Source organism: Mesorhizobium sp. M0848, assembly GCF_040319805.1.
Lineage (GTDB): Bacteria > Pseudomonadota > Alphaproteobacteria > Rhizobiales > Rhizobiaceae > Mesorhizobium.
In genome coordinates, this window is the sequence record NZ_JAMYOM010000023.1 from 74,941 (window position 1) to 97,226 (window position 22,286).

At 63.2% G+C, this 22,286-nt stretch carries 23 protein-coding genes; 8 read left to right on the forward strand and 15 right to left on the reverse strand.

Annotated elements, in window-relative coordinates; all coding sequences use genetic code 11:
* Positions 1–82: 82 nt before the first annotated feature.
* Together NKH95_RS24450 and NKH95_RS24455 are read right to left on the reverse strand one after the other, a co-directional pair.
* Entirely contained in the window at positions 83–571 is a 489-nt protein-coding gene (locus NKH95_RS24450; RefSeq protein WP_023809718.1) for a GNAT family N-acetyltransferase, read from the reverse strand.
* A 5-nt stretch (positions 572–576) separates the two neighbouring features.
* On the reverse strand, positions 577–1,482 hold the full coding sequence (locus NKH95_RS24455; protein WP_023809719.1) for a lytic transglycosylase domain-containing protein: 906 nt from the start codon (positions 1,480–1,482) through the stop codon (positions 577–579).
* A 181-nt stretch (positions 1,483–1,663) separates the two neighbouring features.
* Here NKH95_RS24455 and NKH95_RS24460 point away from each other — a divergent pair, with 181 nt between their 5' ends.
* Positions 1,664–2,233, forward strand: a complete 570-nt coding sequence (locus NKH95_RS24460) for a methylated-DNA--[protein]-cysteine S-methyltransferase (RefSeq protein WP_023809720.1) — start codon at positions 1,664–1,666, stop codon at positions 2,231–2,233.
* Positions 2,234–2,537: 304 nt separating this feature from the next.
* Here NKH95_RS24460 and NKH95_RS24465 read toward each other — a convergent pair whose 3' ends face one another.
* Together NKH95_RS24465 and NKH95_RS24470 are read right to left on the reverse strand one after the other, a co-directional pair.
* Positions 2,538–2,939 (reverse strand): nuclear transport factor 2 family protein, encoded by a 402-nt coding sequence (locus tag NKH95_RS24465; RefSeq protein WP_352629968.1) that lies wholly within the window; start codon positions 2,937–2,939, stop codon positions 2,538–2,540.
* 1 nt (position 2,940) lies between these two features.
* Positions 2,941–3,843 (reverse strand): MBL fold metallo-hydrolase, encoded by a 903-nt coding sequence (locus NKH95_RS24470; protein WP_023809722.1) that lies wholly within the window; start codon positions 3,841–3,843, stop codon positions 2,941–2,943.
* A 156-nt stretch (positions 3,844–3,999) separates the two neighbouring features.
* Here NKH95_RS24470 and NKH95_RS24475 point away from each other — a divergent pair, with 156 nt between their 5' ends.
* On the forward strand, positions 4,000–4,890 hold the full coding sequence (locus NKH95_RS24475) for a LysR family transcriptional regulator (RefSeq protein ID WP_164892914.1): 891 nt from the start codon (positions 4,000–4,002) through the stop codon (positions 4,888–4,890).
* A 26-nt stretch (positions 4,891–4,916) separates the two neighbouring features.
* Here the strand turns inward: NKH95_RS24475 and NKH95_RS24480 are convergent, their stop codons facing one another.
* On the reverse strand, positions 4,917–5,246 hold the full coding sequence (locus tag NKH95_RS24480; RefSeq protein ID WP_023809723.1) for a hypothetical protein: 330 nt from the start codon (positions 5,244–5,246) through the stop codon (positions 4,917–4,919).
* A gap of 276 nt (positions 5,247–5,522) precedes the next feature.
* On the opposite strand from NKH95_RS24480, the gene NKH95_RS24485 reads away from it, so the two are divergent.
* A complete protein-coding gene (locus NKH95_RS24485; protein WP_010910991.1) occupies positions 5,523–5,735 on the forward strand; it encodes a cold-shock protein in 213 nt (70 codons plus the stop codon).
* 236 nt (positions 5,736–5,971) lie between these two features.
* Here NKH95_RS24485 and NKH95_RS24490 read toward each other — a convergent pair whose 3' ends face one another.
* The 3 genes from NKH95_RS24490 to NKH95_RS24500 form a co-directional block, all read right to left on the reverse strand.
* Positions 5,972–6,580 carry a glutathione S-transferase family protein gene (locus NKH95_RS24490; RefSeq protein WP_128303818.1) on the reverse strand — a complete coding sequence of 203 codons (609 nt, stop codon included), beginning with the start codon at positions 6,578–6,580 and terminating at the stop codon, positions 5,972–5,974.
* A gap of 138 nt (positions 6,581–6,718) precedes the next feature.
* Complete coding sequence (locus NKH95_RS24495) at positions 6,719–7,567, reverse strand: EAL domain-containing protein (protein WP_128303817.1); 849 nt, start codon at positions 7,565–7,567, stop codon at positions 6,719–6,721.
* Entirely contained in the window at positions 7,564–8,454 is an 891-nt protein-coding gene (locus NKH95_RS24500) for an EAL domain-containing protein (RefSeq protein ID WP_352440418.1), read from the reverse strand. Before NKH95_RS24500 ends, NKH95_RS24495 begins: the two co-directional genes overlap by 4 nt.
* Positions 8,455–8,661: 207 nt before the next feature.
* Between NKH95_RS24500 and NKH95_RS24505 the strand changes: the two genes are divergently transcribed.
* Positions 8,662–9,864 (forward strand): pyridoxal phosphate-dependent aminotransferase, encoded by a 1,203-nt coding sequence (locus NKH95_RS24505; protein WP_023809728.1) that lies wholly within the window; start codon positions 8,662–8,664, stop codon positions 9,862–9,864.
* A 92-nt stretch (positions 9,865–9,956) separates the two neighbouring features.
* On the opposite strand, the gene NKH95_RS24510 is transcribed toward NKH95_RS24505, so the two are convergent.
* Together NKH95_RS24510 and NKH95_RS24515 are read right to left on the reverse strand one after the other, a co-directional pair.
* Complete coding sequence (locus NKH95_RS24510; RefSeq protein WP_023809729.1) at positions 9,957–11,474, reverse strand: MFS transporter; 1,518 nt, start codon at positions 11,472–11,474, stop codon at positions 9,957–9,959.
* A 182-nt stretch (positions 11,475–11,656) separates the two neighbouring features.
* Complete coding sequence (locus tag NKH95_RS24515) at positions 11,657–12,052, reverse strand: (R)-mandelonitrile lyase (protein ID WP_023809730.1); 396 nt, start codon at positions 12,050–12,052, stop codon at positions 11,657–11,659.
* Between the two features lie 290 nt (positions 12,053–12,342).
* Between NKH95_RS24515 and NKH95_RS24520 the strand changes: the two genes are divergently transcribed.
* Positions 12,343–14,394, forward strand: a complete 2,052-nt coding sequence (locus NKH95_RS24520; RefSeq protein ID WP_352893470.1) for an elongation factor G — start codon at positions 12,343–12,345, stop codon at positions 14,392–14,394.
* A 719-nt stretch (positions 14,395–15,113) separates the two neighbouring features.
* Positions 15,114–15,611 carry a methyltransferase family protein gene (locus tag NKH95_RS24525; RefSeq protein WP_023809732.1) on the forward strand — a complete coding sequence of 166 codons (498 nt, stop codon included), beginning with the start codon at positions 15,114–15,116 and terminating at the stop codon, positions 15,609–15,611.
* Between the two features lie 175 nt (positions 15,612–15,786).
* On the opposite strand, the gene NKH95_RS24530 is transcribed toward NKH95_RS24525, so the two are convergent.
* Together NKH95_RS24530 and trxB are read right to left on the reverse strand one after the other, a co-directional pair.
* The gene (locus NKH95_RS24530; protein WP_023809733.1) at positions 15,787–16,683 is read right to left on the reverse strand and encodes a LysR family transcriptional regulator; all 897 of its coding nucleotides are present in this window, start codon (positions 16,681–16,683) and stop codon (positions 15,787–15,789) included.
* Between the two features lie 79 nt (positions 16,684–16,762).
* A complete protein-coding gene (gene trxB / locus NKH95_RS24535; RefSeq protein ID WP_023809734.1) occupies positions 16,763–17,737 on the reverse strand; it encodes a thioredoxin-disulfide reductase in 975 nt (324 codons plus the stop codon).
* A gap of 248 nt (positions 17,738–17,985) precedes the next feature.
* On the opposite strand from trxB, the gene NKH95_RS24540 reads away from it, so the two are divergent.
* Together NKH95_RS24540 and NKH95_RS24545 are read left to right on the forward strand one after the other, a co-directional pair.
* Positions 17,986–18,465, forward strand: coding sequence for an Lrp/AsnC family transcriptional regulator (locus NKH95_RS24540; RefSeq protein WP_023809735.1), 480 nt, complete (start codon positions 17,986–17,988; stop codon positions 18,463–18,465).
* Between the two features lie 250 nt (positions 18,466–18,715).
* The gene (locus NKH95_RS24545; protein ID WP_127318541.1) at positions 18,716–19,510 is read left to right on the forward strand and encodes a glycosyltransferase family 2 protein; all 795 of its coding nucleotides are present in this window, start codon (positions 18,716–18,718) and stop codon (positions 19,508–19,510) included.
* Between the two features lie 4 nt (positions 19,511–19,514).
* On the opposite strand, the gene NKH95_RS24550 is transcribed toward NKH95_RS24545, so the two are convergent.
* Genes NKH95_RS24550 through rfaE1 form a run of 3 tightly spaced genes read right to left on the reverse strand, consistent with a single transcriptional unit; the run spans position 19,515 to position 22,240 of the window.
* Positions 19,515–20,174, reverse strand: a complete 660-nt coding sequence (locus NKH95_RS24550; protein WP_352893474.1) for an HAD family hydrolase — start codon at positions 20,172–20,174, stop codon at positions 19,515–19,517.
* Positions 20,167–20,739 (reverse strand): D-sedoheptulose-7-phosphate isomerase, encoded by a 573-nt coding sequence (locus NKH95_RS24555; protein WP_023809738.1) that lies wholly within the window; start codon positions 20,737–20,739, stop codon positions 20,167–20,169. Before NKH95_RS24555 ends, NKH95_RS24550 begins: the two co-directional genes overlap by 8 nt.
* 7 nt (positions 20,740–20,746) lie before the next feature.
* Entirely contained in the window at positions 20,747–22,240 is a 1,494-nt protein-coding gene (gene rfaE1, locus NKH95_RS24560) for a D-glycero-beta-D-manno-heptose-7-phosphate kinase (protein ID WP_352893477.1), read from the reverse strand.
* Positions 22,241–22,286: the final 46 nt, after the last annotated feature.

Consider the following 22,286-nt stretch of genomic DNA (forward strand, 5'->3'; position numbering starts at 1 on the left):
CTATGGGTGCTTCGGCCGGCGAAGGCCGGAAGCGCAGGGAACCGTCGCTTGCAGGCCGGCATCACCTGAATATCCGCACACCCTAGCCTTCCCAGGCGACAGGCATCATCCCCAGCCGCTCATAGAGCCGGACCGCGGCGGGATTCTCGACCGTGTTGGTCTTGAGGTCGACATGATCGGCGCCGCGTTCGCGAAAAACGGCGAAGGCGTGCCACATCAGCGCTTCGGCAACACCCCTGCCGCGCGCCTCGGGATGAACGGCGAGGTCCTTGACGAAGCCGCGGGTCCAGCACAACGCCGCCGCCGCCAGCCGGCCCTTGGCGTCGATGACGAGGAAGCACAGCGCCGGGTCGAATTCGGGATCGTCCGCGATACGCGGCCACCACTCGTCGAACGGACCATCGGCGTCGTCATCGAACACTTCGGTCAAAAGCGCATGCAGGGCGGGCGCGTCACCGGGCTCGAAGCTGCGCATGACAAAACCCTCCGGCCAGTGCGGCGGAACCAGCGTCTCGTCGAGGATTTTGCACAGCCGGATGTCATTCAGAGCCGGCGGGCGCGGTTCAGGCATTGCGCTCAGGCGTCGGGCTGCAGGCGGCGGCGCTGGCGGTCGCGGCCAAGGCCGGTCGCCTCGAGCAGGCCCTTGCGCTTGGCGTCGTAATAATAGCCGGTTTGATAGAGCCAGTCGGCCTTCTTGGCGTTGCCGCCGGCCACCAGCCAGGCGCCGCGCAGATATTTCACCGCGTATTTCAGATTGGTATCGGCGTCGAACAGGCCCTTGGCCGGCCCGTCATAGCCCATGCCGCGCGCCGTCGCGTGTTTGATCTGCATCAGTCCCCAATGGCCGTTGTTGTAGGCTTTTGGGTTGAAGGTGCTCTCGCGGTTGACGACATGGCGCACCAGATCCACCGGCACCTGATAGATCGCCGCATATTTCTCGATCAGCCGCTCGACATCGCCACGCACGCCCGTCGCGTGTTCTTCTTGCACGGGCCCTGCCGGGAACTGGACCAGGGCCGCCGGGTTCTGCGGCACGACATAGGCGACCTGCTGGACGCCCGGCATGCGATCGCCCTTGGCGGTTGCCGGTATGACGAGCCCCGCGGTCGTATAGGTCTCGGCCGCCTTGACCGGCTCGCTCGCCTTTGCCGGCGGCGGCGCCTGCCAGGCATTGGCGGTCATCACCGCGGGCACGGCTGGTGCCGCCGGTGTCGATCCGGCAAAAGCGGCGGTCGCGGCAGCCGGCTGTGCGGCGGGATCGAGCGGCAGTTCGGCCGTCTGAGCGGGGGCGATTCCCGATGATTCCGGCAGCACCGAAACCGTCTCCGGCAGAGGCACGGTGAAGCCGGCGTCAGTGCCGGCGACGGTCGCTGTTTCGGTGAGAGCAGGCGCGGACTTCATCTGCGAGGTCGACGTGCAGCCGCTGATGCCGGCGGCGGCCAGGATCACGCCGATCGCGATAAGGTTGAGTTTTGCTGGCAAGCCGCGCTCGGGTCCGGTTTGTCGGGTTGTTAAGAAATCCCTTACACCAGCGATTCAGGCCGGGCAATCGGGGCGATCAGGTGGTTTTCGGGTGGCGAGACGCAGGCGGTGGTGCCATATTGTTCCGGATATGTACTGGGACGAATCCCGGATTTCGCCACTTTGCGGGAAGGAGCGCATCATGGTCACGACAGCTTCGATCACGGCCGGCCACGCAGTGTTAGAAACAGTGATCGGTTTCATGGGCATTGCCTGGAGCGAAAAGGGCCTGATCCGGCTCTGCCTGCCCGAACGCAGCCGCGAAGCGGTGGAGCGGCGCCTGCTGCGCCATGGCGGCGTTTCCACCTCCACGGCGCAGCCGCCATGGGTGGTCGAGCTGATCGCAGCGATCAAGGCCTATGCGGCGGGCGAGGACATCGATTTCTCCGCCGTGCCGGTCGATCTCGACGGCGTCGACGATTTCCGCCTCGCCATTTACGACGCGGCGCGAAAACTCTCCTTCGGCGAAACCACCACCTATGGTGAGCTGGCCAAAACCGCCGGCCATGCCGGGCTCGCCCGCGAAACCGGGGCCGCCCTTGGCGCCAATCCGGTGCCGCTGGTCATCCCTTGCCATCGCATCCTTGCCGCCGGCGGCAAGATCGGCGGCTTCTCGGCGCCCGGCGGATCGATCACCAAGGAGAAGATGCTGGCCATGGAAGGCGTGCGCGTCGGCCCGCTGCCACCGGCGCAGGTGTCGTTCGGGTTTTGAACGGCGGCCGGTGCTGGCAGTAAGCCGGGATCAGTACATCGATCGCCTGTTGACCGGGTTGGCGGGCACCGGCTTCCAACGCGGAAAATATCCACGATGACCGTCTCTGGCGTGTCAGCCGTTTTCGGCTGAACGACCTGGGGCATGACAAGATCGCCTTGGGCGATCACCCGCTTGAAGTCGACCGCCTGTTTCGGCCAATGGGCAACTCCCATCTTTTCCAGAAGCTGCCTGACCGAGTCGCGACCGTCCGTCATCGTCGGGTTTAAGTTGCAGCATGGATGTCTCCCTGGTTGCGTCGGTGTCAGGTCAGTGCGCGCGCGACGAGGACCGTATCGACATACTGCCGCATGCGGATGATCTTGCCGTCCCGCAGTTCGTAGAGATGAGCGAAGGGGGCCGTCATGGATTTTCCCGTCGCCTTGTATGTACCGGAATACACGCCGAAGGCCGCCACCCGGTCGCCATCGGCAATGAAACTGTGCACGGCGGCGTGGTATCCGGTCCACTCCGAGCCGAGCCGCTTGAAAACACCCTGCATCAGGGCCTCGACGCCGATATAGGTGCCGGCATAGGGAAACCCTTCCGCCTCGGTCCATTCGATGTCGGCGGAAAGAACGGCCAGCAGATTGCGGCCGTTCTCCTCGGACGTTCCCTCGTAGGTTCCCTCGTAGGTTCTACGGATCAAATCGAGGTTCGTCGCCATCTCAGCCCCACTTCATCTCGCCCTTGGCGACCTTGGATCCGACATCGAGGGCGACGCCCATACCGAGGCCGGGGAAGCGGGCCTCCATGGCCGCCTTCAACGCGGCGCTGTCTGCCGCCTTGCCCAGTTCTTCCTCGAAGGTGATGAGATAGGACTTGGTGAACTCCACCGCCGAAGGACCGATCGCGGCATCGGGGGCCATGTGGCCAGGCACCACGACAGCGGGCTTGCGGGCGGCAATCGCGTCCAGCGTCTTGATCCAAGCGGCGCGGCTCTCCCTGGTCTGCGTGTCGGCGGTCCAGACATGAACGCCCGAGAAGATCATCACTCCGCCGAAAACGGCATTGAGCGACGGCACGAACAGATAGCGGCGGTTGGCCAATCCTTCTTCCGCATTGACGATCTCGACAGTCTCGCCATCGACGGTCAGCGTTGCGCCGTCGAATGCCTCGGGGAAGACGATGTCGGACAGCGCCTGCGGGCCATTTTCCTTCAATTGCGGACCCCAGACGGCGAGCTTCTTCTCCACATTGCCCTTGATGGCTTCCAGCGTGGCGGAGGCGGCGATCACTTTCGCCTCCGGGAAGGCGTCCCGCACCGGCTTCAGGCCGAAGTAGTAATCGGGATCGGACTGAGTGACGTAGATGGTGGTCAGCTTCTTGCCGCTGGCCTTGATGGCATCGGCGAGCGCTTTGCCGTCCGGATAGGTGAAGCCGCCATCGATCAACAGGGCTTCGCTCGGCCCCGACAGCAGCACCGGCGCACGGAAGAAGCCGTTTGGACCCGCCGGGAAGTGTTTCCAGCCAAGCTTGGCGCCGGCGGCTCGGCCGCTGTCGATGGGAGCGAAAGCGGCGGTTGCGCCGAGGGCCAATGAGGTCTTCATGATCTGTCTCCTCGTGAACATGGAATATCTCCGTTGAATGAAAGGGATCGGATGCGGCTGCGCACCCGCCGGCCGCAGGACGGACGGTGGAACGGCACGGTAGGCTCTTTGGATTAATCAATAAATTGGCTATAATAATACAAACTGTATGTTGAAAGCTTACAATGAGCCTTCGTGGTGGAATCGATAAACCTCAATCGCCTCGCCTATTTTGCCACGGTGGTCGACGCGGGTTCCTTCACCCGCGCGGCCGAGCGGCTCGGCATCACGAAAACAGTTGTCAGCCAACAGGTCGCGCGCCTTGAGGCTGAGCTGCGAACCACGCTTCTCGTGCGCACGACGCGAAGGGTCGAGCCGACGGAAGCAGGCCGTCTTCTGCATGCACGCTGCGTTCTGATCCTGCGGGATGTCGAAGAAGCGATCGCCGAGGTTGGCGAGGCCAACGCCGAGGTGGCCGGTGTGCTGCGTGTTTCCGCGTCCAATGATTATGGCGCGATCGTGCTGGCCCCGATCGCCGCCCGCTTTCGCCAGAAATTTCCTGCCTGCGGCGTCGAACTGCTCATTTCCGATGCCATAATTGACTTGATCGACAACAAGATAGACCTGTCCATCCGGGTCGGCTGGCTGGAGGACTCCAGCCAGCAGGCGCGCCGCATCGGCACCTTCCGGCAAATCCTGGTCGCGTCGCGGGATTTCGCCGCCGGGATCAGAGTAGACAAGCCAGAAGACCTTTCTTCCTTACCGCTCGTTGCCAATGCCGTGCTTCGCAAGCCGTTCACCTGGAACTTCACCCGAGGCGGTTTCGAGCCGCGCACCATCACCCTGCGCGAGGCATTCTCCATCAACTCGACGCCGGCTGTGCTGGAAGCGACGCTCGCCGGGGGCGGACTGGCAGTTCTGCCGGACTATCTGGTCGTCGACCACCTATCGCAAGGCCGCCTCGTCCACGTGCTCCCCGACTGGGTGCTGCCCTCCGGCGGCATTCACGTGGTCTATCCGGCAGCGCGCTTTCGCCCGCAAAAGGTGACGCAATTTGTGTCCATGCTCACAGAACACATCCGGGATTGAGAGCAATGGCTGCCGGTCGATAAGCGCTAGTTGTTGTGGAAGAACCGCCGGCGGAAATGCCGGTCATTGTCCGGCCGCTTACAGTTGTAGACCGGGCAGGACTTTGTGTCGGCGCTCGGCACGTAGGCCCGTGTCCTCACCTCGCCCATGCTGCAGAATCGCTGGCTCTGTACATAGCGGTCGTAGAGCGGCAGCCCAGGCACCCGCTTCGACTGATAGCGCAGGATGACGGCCCCTTGCCGGGCGATCGTCCCCTGAACCTTGCCGCAGCTCATACGCGTCGGGTCGTAGCGCGAGATCGCCTGCGCCTGAGCGGCGACAAGCGTGAGGCAGGCGGCAAGCAGAATGATTTTCATGGTCGTCTCCCCTGATCCGCCGCTCGAGAACAGCGTGATCTGCCGCAACGTTTTCAGCAGATTGGGGCAGCCGTTGGGCAGCGCTCGATCACGGCTTTCTCACGCAGTCTTGTATTTTATGCGAAACCAGCCTATATGCCTTCCATTGATATTTCGGCCGATCGATCCGGGCCTCGCGATCTTCGCGTTTGCTGACGTCTATCTCCAAAATCTCGATGCACACCGGCTGGACTTCGGTCCGGTCAATCTAAAGCAAATGTTGAAGGACTATCTAAAATGGCAACAGGAACGGTCAAGTGGTTCAACGCCACCAAGGGCTTCGGCTTCATTCAGCCTGACGCGGGCGGCGCGGACGTTTTCGTCCATATCTCCGCTGTCGAGCGTGCTGGACTGTCGACCCTGGTCGAAGGCCAGAAGATCAACTTCGAGATCGAGCAGGACCGCCGCACTGGCAAGTCGTCCGCGGGATCTCTGAGCAAGGCAGCCTGATTTTGCGAAGTGCGCGCGCCGGGCGAGAGCTCGGGGCGCGCGGCAAGTCACGGATGTACTGACAGTCGCGCGAGAAGCGCGCTGGAGCGGAAAGACCCGACAAGCTGGATCAGCAGATAGCTGCCAGCCCGGACCCGACGCTCCCGATCAGGCTACCAAGCATGGAAGGCGGGATTTATCCCGCCTTTTTGCTGTCTGGAGATCGGCGCCGCAGGCGATACGACCACCGGCGTTACTTACTCCACCCAATCGATCGGCACATGCCCCGGATCGGCCTCTACCCGGCCAAGCCAGGCCGCCACCGCCGGATAGGCGTCGAGCTGGAAACCACCCTGCTCCGCCGTATGCGTATAGGCATACAGCGCGATGTCGGCGACGCTGAGCGTGCTGCCGGAAAAGAAAGCATTGTTTTCCAGATGCCTGTTCATCACGCCGAGCGCCTTGTTGCCGCGCTCCAGCGTCACCGCCAGCCGCTCCGGGGTCGCATCCCCGGCACGTTCGGGGAAGGTCAGCAGCGCCTTGCGCACGGCAATGTAGGGCTCGTGGCTGTATTGTTCGAAGAACAGCCATTGATAGGCGAGCCCACGCTCATACCTGTCCGCCGGCAGGAAGCGTGTGCCTTCGGCGAGATAGAGCAGGATGGCGTTGGATTCGGCCAGCCGCCGGCCATCGTCGAACTCGAGCAGCGGCACCATGGCGTTCGGGTTCTTGGCGACAAAATCGGCTTTGCGTGTGTCGCCTGTGTGCGAACTCACTCCGACATTGGTAAAGGCAAGGCCAAGCTTGGCCATCAGCAGGCGCGGCTTGTAGCAATTGCCGCTGTCGATCATGCCGTAGAGTATCATGGCTGTTCTCCGGAGCACTGTCTCCGCGCGATTATCGCAGCGGCGGCGGCCTCAACCAATGATTTGTTTTGGTACGACGATCAGCGCCGCTGATGCAAAGCGTCCAAGGACGCTCACGGCACCAATTGTCGGCATGCCCTAGCCAAAGAGGGGCACGACCTTGCTGTCCCGGCCCAGCAGCGCATCGATGACCAGCGGCTTTTCCTCGAATACCGTGCCGGCAAGCGCGGGACGGGCGAGGAGAAAACCCTGCAGCAGGTCGACGCCGCCTTCGAGCGCGACGCGCAGATGGGTGGGCTGCTCGATGCCTTCGACCAGCACCTTGGCGCCGCGGTCATGCAGGCTGGAAACCAGCGGGCGGAAGAACCGTTCGGCGGCAGCGTGGCGGCAGAACTCCGCGAACCAGGTGCCGTCGATCTTGACGATGTCGGGCTTGAGCAGGCTCACCCGCTCCTCGGTCGAGTGCCCGGTGCCGAAATCGTCGATGGCGATGCGCATGCCGTCGCGCCGCATTTCGCGCACCAGCCGCGTGAGAAGCGCATCGTCGGCCGCCTGTTCGGTGATTTCGCAGACCAGCATGGCCGACGCCAGGCCGAACTCGCCGAGATGCCTGGTCATCAGGCGAATTTCGGCCAGTGCCCGCCCGGCATGGTCGTTGATCAACGGGTTGTAGTTGAAGAACAGGTCGAGGCCGTCGACGCCGATGTTGCGGAAATTCCTGAGATGCAGCGCCCGGCACATGGTTTCCACAAACAGCCGGTCCGAGACGGCAACGCTTTCAAAGAATACCTTCGGCGCGCCGGGGCGGCCGGCACGGTGCGGCTCGATCAGGGCTTCGGCCGCGACCGCGTGAAGGAACCGGCCGCGCGGCGCGAAAATCGGCTGGTAGGCGCTGCGCAGCCGGAACTCGCCATATATGCCGTATTCGATGCCGACTTCGTCGACCTGGATCGCATCGCCGACATTGCGCCGCCGATCATCTCTCATGTCGCCACACGGCGCCCGAAGGCCTTGACCGGCCGCGCCGAAGGCGTTGCCACGGCAGGAACCGTGTCGACGGCAGCAGCGACAGGCGCCTGCCTGGCCTTGTCGAAGACGCCAAAGCTGGTCGGCGCCAATTCGGGCCGCGCCAGCACGAAACCCTGCACCATCGACGCACCCGATTTCTCGGCGAGCTCCAGTTGCCAGCCCTCCTCGATGCCTTCGAACACCGTATGGATGCCTTGCTCCTCGAAGTTCTTCACCATGGCGGTCAGCAACGCAAAGCCGGCGCCGGACTCCATCAGCTGCGTGATCCAGTAGGCATCGAACTTGACGATATCCGGCTTCAACTCCTTGACCCGATTGATGTCGGAATCGTCGGCGCCATAATCGTCGACGGCGATGCGAAAACCGTTGGCCCTCAGTGCCGCGACGAAGCCGTGCAAGGCTTCCTGCGACGCCGACCGCTGCTCGGTCACCTCGCAGACGACGCGACGCGGGTCGATGCCGGCCTCGTGCAGCACGAGCCGCATGTCGCGCAAGGCAGCGTCGGCAACAGTGCGTTCGGTGAACACCGACGGGTCGAAATTGACGAAGATCGACGCTTCCCGCGGCAGGCAGGCACCGGCGTTGAGAAGATGCAGCGTCCTGGTCAGCGCCTCGATATGCAGCCGGTCGGCGGCCGGACAGGTCGAGAAGAAATTCATCGGCGATTGTGGCTCGCCGTCGCGGAACGGTCGGATCAGCCCTTCGAACGCGACCACCGACAGCTTGCCTTCCTTGAAAGCGAAGATCGGCTGGAAGGCGCTTTGCAGCGTGTAGATGCCCCAGACACCGGTGGAGGTGCCGTCGTCCTGGCGGATGATGTGGGCAAGCCCGACGCTGCGCGACACGGTTCCTCGCTCCGCAATTGGTCTGCGATCCTGCCACTCAAGCCTCTACCGCTCGTTAATGAATTTATTGTTGCCGGCCCCGGTTCCGATCACAGCTCCTTGAGACCTGGATCAGCCGACAATGCTTGCGTTGCGCGAAATCATGCGACATGAGAAGCGCCGCGGTCGCTCCTGGCCGCGCCGATCTTCCATGGAGACGTCAAGCTCATGGCCTTTCTTGCCGACACCCTTTCCCGCGTGAAGCCTTCCGCCACCATCGCGGTCACGCAGAAAGCGCGCGAGCTGAAAAATGCCGGCCGTGACATTATTGGGCTTGGCGCCGGCGAACCGGATTTCGACACGCCAGACAACATCAAGAATGCGGCGATTGAGGCAATCCACCGTGGCGAAACCAAGTATCCGCCGGTTTCGGGCATCGTGCCGCTGCGCGAGGCGATCGCAAAAAAGTTCAAGCGCGAGAACAATCTCGACTACAAGCCCGAGCAGACCATAGTCGGCACCGGCGGCAAGCAGATCCTGTTCAACGCCTTCATGGCGACGCTGAACCCCGGCGACGAGGTCATCATTCCTCGCCCCTACTGGGTCAGCTACCCCGAGATGGTGGCGATCTGCGGCGGCACCTCCGTGTTTGCCGACACCTCGATCGACAACGGCTTCAAGCTGACCGCTTCCGTGCTGGAAAAGGCGATCACGCCGCGCACGAAGTGGCTGCTGATGAACTCGCCGTCGAATCCCTCGGGCGCTGCCTACACCGAGGCCGAACTGCGCGCGCTGGCCGACGTGCTGTTGAGGCATCCGCATGTCTGGACGCTGACCGACGACATGTACGAGCACCTGACCTATGGCGATTTCGTCTTCAAGACCATCGCCGAGGTCGAGCCGAAACTCTATGAGCGCACGCTGACCATGAACGGCGTGTCGAAAGCCTATGCCATGACCGGCTGGCGCATCGGTTATGCAGCGGGTCCGGTTCAACTGATCAAGGCGATGGACATGATCCAGGGTCAGCAAACATCGGGCGCCTGCACCATTGCGCAATGGGCATCCGTCGAGGCGCTGAATGGCCCGCAGGATTTCATCGCCAAAAACAAGGCGATCTTTCAAGGCAGGCGCGACCTTGTCGTGTCGATGCTCAACCAGGCACGCGGCATCACCTGTCCGTCGCCGGAAGGCGCCTTCTATGTCTATCCCTCCTGCGCCCAGCTGATCGGCAAGAAGACCAAAGCTGGCAGGCTGATCGACACCGACGAGACCTTCTGCTCGGAACTGCTCGAAGCCGAGGGCGTCGCGGTGGTGTTCGGCTCGGCCTTCGGCCTCGGGCCCAACTTCCGCATCTCCTACGCGACCTCGGAGACGCTTCTGGAAGAAGCCTGCACACGCATCCAGCGTTTTACGGCTTCGCTGACCTGACCGACGCACTATGAACGCGAAAAACCCCGAAGGTTGTGTCCAACTTTCGGGGGTCAGTTCATCACCGCCGGGTTTTTAATGGGTCGTCAGCCTCACGCCTCGTGCTTGGTCTCTTTGGCAGAGCGCGCCTCGGCCGGCGCCAACACGGCAACCAGCAGTGCGGCGGTGAGGAACGCGCCGATCGCTGCTGTCAGCATCGCGGCGTGGAAGCCGCCGGCATAGGCGGCAGTATAGAGTTCATGCACGCCGCTTTCGCCCATCGCCGCATCGGTTGCGAAATCATGCCGCGAAATTGCAGCACGGGCCACCGCTTCCGCGTTGGCGACACCGGCATCGCCGAGATACCCGGTCAAAAGGTTGGTCGCCCGCATGCTCATCAAGGCGCCGAGCAAGGCGATGCCGATGGCAAGACCGCTCTGGCGGGTGGCATTGATGACCGCCGACACCATGCCCGAGCGTTCGCGCGGCGCATAGGACATGGCCGCGGCGCTGCCGGTTGGAATCGCCAGCGCATTGCCGAGGCCGCCAATGGCGAACAGAAGACACAGCATCGCGTAGGATGTCGAAGGGACGGCCCAGCACATGCCGAGCATGGACAGACCGATAGCAACATAGCCGATGGTCATCAGCGCGGAGTGACCATAGCGCGCGCTCAGCCTGCCGATCCATGGCGACACCACGATCTGGACGATGAAAGCCGGCGCCATGCGCAGGCCGGTCTGCGTCGGCGACCAGCCCTGCACCTGCTGCAGGAACATCGAGAAGAAGAAGACGCTGGAATAGGAGGTGAAGCCGAGCGCGAACGAAGCGACATTGGCGACGGCGAAGCGAACGTCACGGAACAGGCCAAGCGGCAGCATCGGCCGTGCCGTGCGCGCCTCGAAGCCGAGGAAAGCAGCCAGGCCGACGACGCCGGCGATGAGCGCCGCGACCGTCCTTGGCTCGCCCCAGCCATTCTCGCCGGCCGAGATCAGGCCAAAGGTCAGCGCCCCCAGCCACAGGATGCTGAGAGCCAGACCGACGAGATCGAGATGGGCATGTTCGGGATGCGCCGTCTCGTTGATCGAAGCAGCACCGAGCGCGATCGTGATCAAGCCCAGCGGCAGGTTGATCAGGAAGATGCTTTGCCAGCCGACGGTCTCGACCAGGATGCCACCGAGGACGGGACCAACGAGCAGAGAGATGGCAGCGAACGACGCCCAGCCGCCAATGACGCCGGCGCGCTGGCGCGCATCGGGAAAGGCCTGCGTCAGGATCGACAGCGCGCCTGGAATGAGCAGCGAGCCGGCGATGCCCTGTACCACTCGGCCGGCCAGTAGCACCGGCAGATTGGGCGCGACGGCGCAGATCAGCGAGCCGGCCACGAAGATGCCGACGCCGGCCAGCCACGAGCGCTTGCGGCCGTAGCGGTCGCCGATCAGGCCCGACGACAGCATGAAGGCGGACAGGCACAGCGTGTAGGCGTCGACCACCCATTGCAGGCCGCCGAAATCGGTTTGCAACGCCTGCTGGATGGTCGGCAGCGCGACATTGACGATGCTGACGTCGAGCAGAGCCACGAACGAACCAAGATAGACAGCGGCGACCAGGGGCAAACGGTGCTTTGACATGGCTACGTCCGGACGTGAGTTTCGCAATCATCACTGACCGACGGTCAGTTGAAGGGGCGGCATGGCGCTGTCGATCCGGCGATTGAGCATGGCCTGCGCCACGATACGGGACTCGCCGCGAGTCGCCCTCTTCTAAAAATGTAGCGGCTGGAAGAGAAGCCGGCTTCCTGCGGACTGAGCATTCAGCCGCCATATTGTTCCGATGTCACCCCCTCCAGCCAATCGGCATGGACATCGTCGAGCGCCTCCTGCATCGCGATATGCGTCATCGCCGATTTCGGCGCCGCGCCATGCCAGTGTTTTTCGCCAGGCGCGAACGAGATGACGTCGCCGGCCCTGATCTCCTGGACCGGGCCGCCCCACGTCTGGGCAAGCCCGGCGCCCACCGTCACGTAAAGCGTCTGGCCAAGCGGATGCGTATGCCAGTGGGTGCGCGCGCCCGGCTCGAAGCTGACCAGCGTGGCCCGCAGCCGCGCCGGCGCCTCTTTCTCGATGATCGGCGTCTGCAGCACCCGGCCGGTAAAGTATTTTTCCGGTGCGATGACGGTCGGCACGCTGCCGCAGGCAATGATCTTCATGGGTCGATGGTCCTTCAAACAGCGGGCGACGGATCGCCTGTTTTCAGTTTCGGCCGATATCGATCGACGTGCAACAGCTTCCGGCTGCCAGCCCAGCATATGATCCGCACGGTCCACGGCCGAGCAAAGGGTTTCTATTTTTCTTGCCCTGCCGGCAAACAAGTGGGACGATGGCTTTGGGCAGGTGGCACTTGAAAAGAACCCGCCCGCGACGGTCGAACAGGCCGGCCGCCGCTCAGAACCATACATGCCAGTCGGTCCTACGGGAAACGCCTGAGTGGAGGTCAGTCATGGGTACTCGCGCCGGAGGACGACGCACGGGACCGAAATGCATTGCCATAGTCGGTCCCTTCGCAAGCGGTAAGACGACACTTCTCGAAGCCATATTGGCCCGTACGGGCTCAATTCCCCGACAAAATCCCGTTTCATCAGGTAACACCGTTTCAGATCATTCGCCCGAGGCGCGCGCCCACGCCATGAGCGTCGAGGCGACGGTCGCCACAACCGAATTCATGGGCGAGCAGATCACCTTCGTCGACTGTCCCGGTTCCATCGAATTCTCCTTCGAGGCCGAGCCGGTGCTGGCCGCCTGCGACCTCGCGGTGGTCGTAGCCGAGGCCGACGAAAAGAAGATCCCTGCCCTGCAACTGATCATGCGCAAGCTCGATGATCTCGGCGTGCCGCGCATTCTGTTCCTCAACAAGGTCGACAAGGCAATCATCGGTGTGCGCGACACGCTGAAGTTGCTGCAGCCGGCCAGTGCCGTGCCGTTGCTGCTGCGCCAGATTCCGCTGCGCAAGGACGGCGTCGTCATTGGTTCGATCGACCTGGCGCTGGAGCGCGCCTACATCTATCGCGAATATGCCGAAAGCGAGGTGGCGCAGATTCCCGGCGACGACAAGGCACGCGAATTGGAGGCACGCTTCTCCATGCTGGAGACGCTGGCCGACCATGACGACCAGTTGATGGAACAGCTGCTCGAAGAGATCGAGCCGCCCAAGGACGCCGTCTTCGACGACCTTGCCGCCGATCTGCGCGACGGCGCGGTGACGCCGGTGCTGATCGGCACCGCCGAGAAAGGCAACGGCGTGCTGCGCCTCTTGAAGGCGATCCGCCACGACGCGCCCGACATCGAGGCGACCCGCAAGCGGCTCGGCGCACCCGACGGCGCGGCCACCTTGGTCCAGGTAATCAAGACCATCCACACGCCGCATGGCGGCAAACTGTCGGTATCACGTATCCTCTCCGGCCAGGTCGTCGACGGCTCCGAACTTTGGCTGCCCGGCGGCGACACGGCCAAGGTCTCCGGCATTTACCGAATGCTCGGCAAGGACCAGGTTAAGCTCACCATCGCCAAGGCCGGCGACACGGTGGCGCTGGGCAAGCTGGACGAGGTCAAGACCGGCCAGACGCTGAGTTCGGCCAGGGGCGGCATCAAGCCGCTGCTTGAGTTCGTGCCGCCGCAGCCGGTCTTCGCCTTCGCGTTGCGCCCCAAGGAGCGCAAGGACGAAGTGAAGATGTCGGCCGCCATCCAGCGGTTGGCCGAGGAAGACCCTTCGCTTAGCCTGCGCCACAATCAGGACTCGGCCGAGACCGTGCTGTCGGGCCATGGCGAGATGCATTTGCGCGTCGTGCGCGAACGGCTGGAGGGCAAGAACCAGATACCGGTCGAAGGCCATGCGCCGGCGGTGCCCTATCGCGAGACGATCCGCAAACCGGCGCAGCAGCGCGGCCGTCACAAGAAACAGTCCGGCGGCCATGGCCAGTTCGGCGATGTGGTGATCGAGATCAAGCCGCTGCCGCGCGGCTCCGGCTTCCAGTTCACCGATACCATCACCGGCGGCGTCGTGCCGAAGACCTACATCCAGTCGGTCGAAACCGGCGTGCGCGACTATCTGAAGTCCGGGCCGCTCGGCTTTCCCGTGGTCGATGTCGCCGTCAACCTGTCGGACGGCTCGTATCACGCGGTCGATTCCTCCGACATGGCCTTCCAGATGGCGGCCAGGCTGGCGATGAAAGAAGGCATGGCCGCCTGCTCGCCGGTGCTGCTGGAACCGGTGATGAAGGTCGAGATCGTCACGCCGTCCGACGCCACCTCGAAGATCATCGCGCTCATCCCGCAGCGGCGCGGCCAGATCCTCGGCTACGACGCGCGGCCCGACTGGCCGGGATGGGATGTCGTCGAGGCAACCATGCCGCAAGCCGAGATCGGCGACCTGATCATCGAGTTGCGCTCCGCGACCGCGGGCGTTGCCAGCTACCGTGCCGTCTTCGACCACATGGCCGAACTCACCGGCCGTCTGGCCGACGAGGCGATGAACACCAACGGCAAGGCTGCCTGATGGCGTGGCGTTCCTCTCGAACCTGATTTGGGGGAACAAGAGAAAACGACGTCCGGCGGGGCCGGACGTCGTTTTGTTCGCGGACCGTTTCCTTGGGAGGTAAAACGTCAGGTCCGCCGCATTTGGTACCGCCGAGTTCGGCGGAAAAACGGTTCGGACGCGGTAGCCGCCTGAGCCCGGGCCGTACGAGTGATGCCCCCATCTCCCGTCCGAACCACACCGCGTCCTATGATCTACATAGCAGGTCGCGGGCGTCCGGGATATGTTACCAGAGGTTACATGTCACCGTTACGTGGCAATTGTGATGGAATTTTTGGCCGGCCCAGCAGGGCACAGGCAACAAAAAAGCCGGATCAATGAAGATCCGGCTGAGTTTGATTGGAGTGCCTGTTAAGGCTAACCTCCAGAGGGGAACACTCGAGGGCGCTAATGGGAGGAGAACGCGCCCAGGAGATGATCTATATATGTGCTCATCATGCCCAAGAAACAAGCATCTATTTTGCAACACACACATGCAAAAAGACGCAGGCTGTGGTCTAACCCATTCCAGAAGCCAATAGGACCAGCAAAATCGTCGAAATGGAGCGCTGAATCGGGCAATTGCAACTACAGAATCGCTAATCTCGGCTGGCTTTCGGCTCGAAATGCCAAAACTGGGCAATGATGTGGAAGCGGGCAGTAGGCGTGCATTTGTAAGGCAATCGGGGAGGAAGCAGCCAATGCGGACGTTTTCGGCGATCGCGGGCAGTGCGGCCTTCTTCATCGCGGCGCCCTGCGTGGTTGCCGGGCTGGTGCCTTGGCTGTTGACCGATCGCTGGGGCTTGCCGTGGTCTGGTCTGCCGGGCTTTGTCCCTGTCGGCGGGCTTCTGATCGTCGCCGCGGTCGCGGCACTCCTGCATGCCTTCGGCCGTTTTGCGCTTGAGGGCCTGGGCACACCCGCACCGGTCGCCCCGACCGAGAGGCTGGTGATCGGTGGCATCTACCGCCATGTCCGCAACCCGATGTATGTCGCCGTGCTGTCGATCATCCTCGGCCAGGCGCTGCTGTTCTCGAGCTGGGCGCTTGTCGCCTATGCAGTCATCGGCGCGATCGTCATGGGCTCTTTCGTGCGGTTCTACGAGGAGCCGACCTTGGCTCACCGCTACGGCGCCGAATACGACACCTACCGCCGCAACGTCCCGGGCTGGCTGCCTCGACTGTCGCCCTGGCGTGGTTGAGCCACCATCGCAGGGCGCGTTGAGATTCAGGTCAGGCCGAGTCGAGAATGGTGGCTGCCGAGAACCGGAGCGGAGGGTACTTAAGTACGTGAGCACAGTTCTACCGCGATGCGGTAGACGGGGAAGCGCAGGAAGCGGCCATTCGCGGCGGCCTCACTTGAATATCGGCATGCCCTCAGAAGGACCAGCTTCGGGCCTTGGCGATGATGAAGTCCCGGAACACGTGCAGCTTGGCCTGGTTCTTCATCGCGTCGGGATAGGCGAAATAGGTGTCGAAAGACGGCACCTCGGTCTCCGGCAGCAGCTGCACCAGATCGGAGTCCTTGCTGATCACATAGTCGGGCAGCATGGCGATGCCGGCACCGCCCTGCACCGCACGCTTGATCGACAATATGTCGTTGATCTGCAGCGTCGGCACCCTTTGTCCGCCTTCGAAATCACCGACCGTTTCCAGCCAGTTCAGCTCCGACAGATGCGACGGCACCGGCACGCCGAAGGTGACGATGCGATGGGCCTTCAGCTCGGCGACGGAAGACGGCTTGCCATGCTTGGCGACATAGGATGGGGCCGCGTAGAGGTGGAAATGCACGGTGAACAGGCGGCGCTGGATCAGGTCCGGCTGCTGCGGCTGGCGCAGCCGGATGGCGCAATCGGCCTGGCGCATGGTGAGATCGAGTTCCTCGTTGGCGAGGATCAGCTGCAGGCTGATTTCGGGATAAAGTTCGATGAATTCCTGTACCCGCTCGGTCAGCCAGCCGGCGCCCAGCCCCACCGTCGTCGTCACCCGCAGCACGCCCGACGGGCGATCCTTGGTCTCGGTCAGCCGGGACTTGATGGTCTCCAGCTTCATCAGCACGTCATGCGCCGTGCGAAACAGCATCTCACCCTGCTCGGTCAGCACCAGCCCGCGGGCGTGGCGGTTGAACAGCGGCACGCCGACATCATGCTCGAGCGCGCTGACCTGCCGCGAGATCGCCGATTGCGACAGATGCAATGTCTCGGCCGCATGGGTAAACGACCCCGCCTCCGCCGCAGCGTGAAACACGCGTAGCTTGTCCCAGTCCAACGCCATGATTCCCCTCGTTCTGTTTTGGCGTCTGAATGAAAAATCAGGCTTTTACACGGCGTTTCTAAGCCGCTCTCTGAACTCTCTACTCGGCCGCTTCGCGATGCACTTCGATGCCGGCCAGATACTTCTCCGCCTCGAGTGCGGCCATGCAGCCAAGCCCCGCCGCCGTCACCGCCTGGCGGTAGATATCGTCGGTCACATCGCCGGCCGCGAACACGCCCGGCACATCGGTGCGGGTCGAATCCGGCGCCGTCCACAGATAGCCGTTCGGCTTCTGCTTGAGCTTGCCGGCGAACAGTTCAACCGCCGGCGCATGGCCGATGGCCACGAACACGCCGTCGACCTTGAGGTGCGACACCTCGCCGGTCACCGCATGCTTGAGCTTCAGCCCCTCGACCGAGGGCGGCAGCGGCGTCTTGCCGGGCCGGCCGGTGATCTCGTCGACGATCGTGTCCCAGATGACGCGGACATTGTCCTTCTTCAGAAGCCGCTCGCGCAGGATACGTTCGGCGCGAAAATCGCTTCGCCTGTGGATGACCGTCACGCTCTTGGCGAGATTGGACAGATAGAGCGCCTCTTCCACCGCGGAATTGCCGCCACCGATCACCGCGACATCCTTGCCCCTGTAGAAGAAACCGTCGCAGGTGGCGCAGGCCGAGACTCCAAAACCCATGAAGTCCTGCTCGGTCGGGATGCCCAGCCATTTCGCTTGCGCGCCGGTGGCGATGATCAGCGCGTCGGCGGTATAGGTGGTGCCGGAATCGCCCTTGGCACGGAACGGTCGCACGTTGAGGTCGACCTCGGTGATGATGTCGTTGATGATGTCGGTGCCGACATGCTCGGCCTGTTTTAGCATCTGCTCCATCAGCCACGGACCCTGGATCGGGTCGGCGAAGCCGGGATAGTTCTCGACATCGGTGGTGATCATCAATTGCCCGCCCTGCTGCAGGCCGGCGACCAGCATCGGCTTCAGCATGGCGCGGGCGGCATAGACCGCTGCCGTATAGCCGGCCGGACCGGAACCGATGATGAGAACGGGCGCGTGCTTGGTGGTCATGTAAAGCCTCTGCGGAGGGCTGCCGGCAATTGCGGCATGGAAAACTCGATCATTGTCGCGCGTAATGTAAGTGTTGCCCACGACGCCAGCAAGGCAAGTTGGAGTTCGTCCCCGGAAAGCTTTGTCACACCTGTCGCCCGCTGATCCCGCGAAATATTCCGGGCGAAGGATGGAATGGACAGCGAAGTCGTTTAATTACAAAATCACGCAAGATTCTTGCGTATTGCCCCTTGTGATCGAGAGCCCCCATGCCGCTCAAGGCCGACCTCGACGCCATCGACTGGAAGATCCTGCGCGAATTGCAGGGCGACGGCCGCATGACCAATGTCGAACTGTCGAACCGCGTCGGCATTTCGGCTCCGCCATGCCTGCGCCGCGTCAAGCGCCTGGAGGAAGCGGGCATCATCCGTGGCTACCGCGCCTTGCTCAATGCGCCAGCGCTCGGCCTCGATGTCGTTGCCTTCTGCCTGGTCGGCCTGCATCATCAGGCCGATGCCGAGCTGCGCATCTTTGCCGAGCGCACCCGCGGCTGGCCGATCGTACGCGACGCCTGGATGGTGTCGGGCGAATCCGATTTCCTGCTCCATTGCGTGGCGAGCGACCTTGGCGCCTTCCAGACCTTCGTCATCGAGGAACTGACCTCGACCCCGAATGTCGACACGGTGCGAACAGCGCTCACCATCCGCCGGGTCAAGGACGAAGGGCTGGTCTCGTTCGCACAGCCTTGACCCGGTTGAACCGCAGCGGGCTTCGCCGATGCGGCTTGAACGCCTCGCCATATCAGCGCCGCTTTGGCGTTCGATAGCTCTCCTGTGAAGCCGGAATTTCTGCCGTAGCCGTCTTGTTGGTTTCCTAGAGCAATTCCAGAAAAAGTATGTAACGGTTTTCCCGGGAAAAGCGCATAGCGCTTTCGGGATTGCGTAAACAGGTGGCGCAGGGCAGCCCAATTCCGAGAACAGTGTGCCGTGGGGTGGGACGATGACTCGATTTTCTAGCCCGGTTTCGGCGCTGGTCATCTGCATGAACGAGGCCGATATGATCGGCGAGTGCCTGGAAAGCGTCGATTTCTGCGCCGAGATCATCGTCGTCGATTCGGGCTCGACGGACAGCACTCTGGACGTCGTCAATGGGTACATCGCCAAAGGCTACCCGATAAGGCTGTTTCACAACGATTGGCCGGGCTTTCCTCGTCAGCGGCAATTCGCGCTCGATCAGGCCACGCAACCATGGTGCCTTTCGATTGAAGCCGACGAGGCCATCGACGACGTGCTCAGGCAGTCAATCATGAATGTGACCCAGCTTGGGAATGACGCCTTCGACGGATGGTACATCAGACGCCGCGACAAGCTGAAGGGCTATGGCTATGCGCACCGCTGGGTGCTTCACAACAGGCTGCTGCGTCTTTTCCGCCGCGACAAGGCCACGATGGACCTTAATCTGCGGGTCCATGAGTCGTTCGAGGTGCCAGGCGAAACCGGCACGATAGAAAATGGCGTGCTGCTGCATCGCCGCGAAATGACCATTGCCGAGGATCTGGCAAGAGCCAACACCTACTCCAGCCTCAAGGTTGCCACGCTGGTCGAACGAGCCAAGAAGCCCGGCCTGATAAGACTGGTGCTGTCGCCTCTCGGCAACTTCCTGAAGTTCTACCTGGCCAAGCGCTACTTCCTGTGCGGCCGGCACGGATTCGTCTATTCGATGCTGGTGATGCTGTATTCGTTCGCGACAGAGGCCAAGCTTTATGAAGCCTGGCGAGACAAAGATCGGATGTAAGCCGTCACGGCGCGCCCGAGGCGGTGCCAAGCGCAGCTATTGCGGCGAGCAGGCCGTCGAAATCCGCGCGGGCGCACCAAGGCTGAATTGTGAAGCCCGATCGGACAGCTGCTTGCCCGTCTACCAGCCAGCCCTGCGCGAGGCCGGCGCGTTGTCCCGCCTCCATGTCGGCCTCCTTGTCGCCGACGATCAGCGAACGCCGCAGATCGAGCCCGAGGCGCCCGGCCGCCTCCAGCAACATGCCCGGATTGGGCTTGCGCATCGGATGATCGGCGACCGCAAGCACACCGGTGCCAGCTTCGTGATAGGCGCAGGCGACGACCATATCGACGAACGCATTGTCGGCGCGCAGCAGCTCGAGCACGCGGCCGTTGACGGCAGCGAAATCGCCCCAGCCGAAATAGCCACGCGCGATGCCCGACTGGTTGGTGACGATGATGACCGGAATGCCGGCCCGGTTGGCGGCGGCTATCACCGCGGCTATGTCCCCGCGCAGCACCATTTCGGCAGGATCATCCGGATAGCCCGTATCGACATTGATGGTGCCGTCGCGATCGAGGAACAGCGCCGGCGAGCCGGCGGCGAACACCCTTGAGCCGACCTGCTCGACCCATAGGCCAGGCTCCGCCAGCGGATAGCGGCCAGAGGTCGGGGGATCAGCCATTGCTGAGGCGCGCTTCGACCACCTCGCACAAATGATGGTAAAGGCACAGATGCCCCTGCTGGATGATCGGCGTCGAGGTCGACGGCACGTTGAGCAGGATATCGGACAGAGGCTTCAGCTTGCCGCCGGTGTCGCCGGTCATGCCGATCACCGTCATGTCCATCCTCCGCGCCTGTTCGGCGGCGGCAAGGATGCTCGGCGAGTTGCCGCTGGTCGAGATCGCCAGGAGCACCCCGCCGGCGGCGCCATGCGCCTCGACCTGGCGCGAAAAAACTGTGTCGAATCCGTAGTCGTTGCCCCAGGCGGTCAGCACCGCTGCATTGGCCGGCAGCGCGATGACATTGTAGGCCTTGCGCTCCTTGAGAAAGCGGCCGACCAGTTCGCCGGCAATGTGGATGGCGTCGCTGGCCGAGCCGCCATTGCCGGCGATGAGCAAGGCTTTCCCCGACGAAAGCGCCGTCACCACGGCGCTCGCTGCCCGCCCCATCTCACCGGTCAGGTCCCGTTCGACCATGGCTGATATGGCAGCCGCAGAGCGGACAAGATAATCGTTCAACTCGGACATGAAACCCTCAGTTTGTGGTGCCACCGGCGCGCAATTTGCCAATGGTGTTGGTGGTGCTTTTTCCGGCGACCAGATCGACCAGCACGACGCGTCCGCCGGCCTTCTGCACCACATCGGCGCCGACCACGGTGTCGACCGTGTAATCGGCCCCCTTGACCAGTATGTCGGGCAGCAGCGCTCCGATCAGCGCCAGCGGCGTATCTTCCTCGAACACCACGACCGCATCGACCGAGGCAAGTGCTGCCAGCACGCAGGCGCGGTCGTGCTGGTCGTTGACCGGGCGCCCGGCGCCCTTCAGTCGCCGCACCGAAGCATCGCTGTTGAGGCCAAGCACCAGCCGGTCGCACTGGCTGCGCGCCGCGTGCAGCAAGCTGACATGGCCGGCATGCAGGATGTCGAAGCAGCCATTGGTGAAGCCGACGCTCAGGCCCTCTTCCTTCCACGCCGCCACCATGCGGGCGGCCGATGTGGCATCGAGGATGGCGTCCTTGTGGGCGGTCGGCCCATGTGAACGGAACAGCGCGCCGGTGAGTTCCTCGACCGTCAGCCGCGCGGTGCCACGCTTGCCCACCACGACGCCACCAGCGGCATTGGCGATCGAAGCGGCCATGACCGTATCGGCGCCCACGGCCAGCGCCAGCGCGAAGCTCGCGATCACCGTGTCGCCGGCGCCCGAAACGTCGAACACTTCGCGCGCCTGGGTGGCGATGTGGCGCGCCTCGTCGGGACCGACCACGCTCATGCCCTTTTCGCTGCGCGTCGCGACGACGAAATCGAAACCATGTGCCGAAATCAGCTCGCGTGCGGCAGCCACGATCTCGTCATCGGCGAACACCGCATGGCCGACGGCCTCGCCGAGTTCCTTGCGGTTGGGGGTGATGGCGGTCGCCCCGGCATAGCGCGCATAATCGCGGCCCTTCGGGTCGACCAGCACCGGCTTTCCAGCCTCGCGGCAGATGGCGATCAAGTCGCCGGCGACGCCGTCGAGCAGGATGCCCTTGCCGTAGTCGGACAGGATGACGATGTCAGCGCGCGTCAGCGCGGCGCGGAAATGCCGGATCAGGCCGGCTCGCTCCGCAGCACCCAACGGCTTGATTTCCTCCTCGTCGAAGCGCAGCACCTGCTGGTTGAGCGCGCTGAAGCGGCTTTTGGACGAGGTCATGCGACCACACTCCTGCGCGAGGCCCGCCGTATCGGCGCCAAGCTCGCCGAGCATCCGCACCAGGCTATCGCCTGCCACATCGGTGCCGATGACCGAGACGGGAACAGCGGCAGCACCAAGCGAAACGATGTTGGCCACGACATTGCCGGCACCACCCATGGTCGAGGTCTCACCGCGCCCGTGCAGCACCGGGATCGGCGCCTCCGGCGAGATCCGCTCGATGACGCCGTTGACGAAACGATCGAGGATGAAGTCGCCGACCACCAGCACAGTGGCCTGGCCGAACCGCGCAATGGCGCGGTGCAACGGTTCGGGAGAAGGCGGATTGTGCTTGATCATGTCACTGGCAACACAGGGAAAAGGCCGATTTCAATCTCATAAGTGC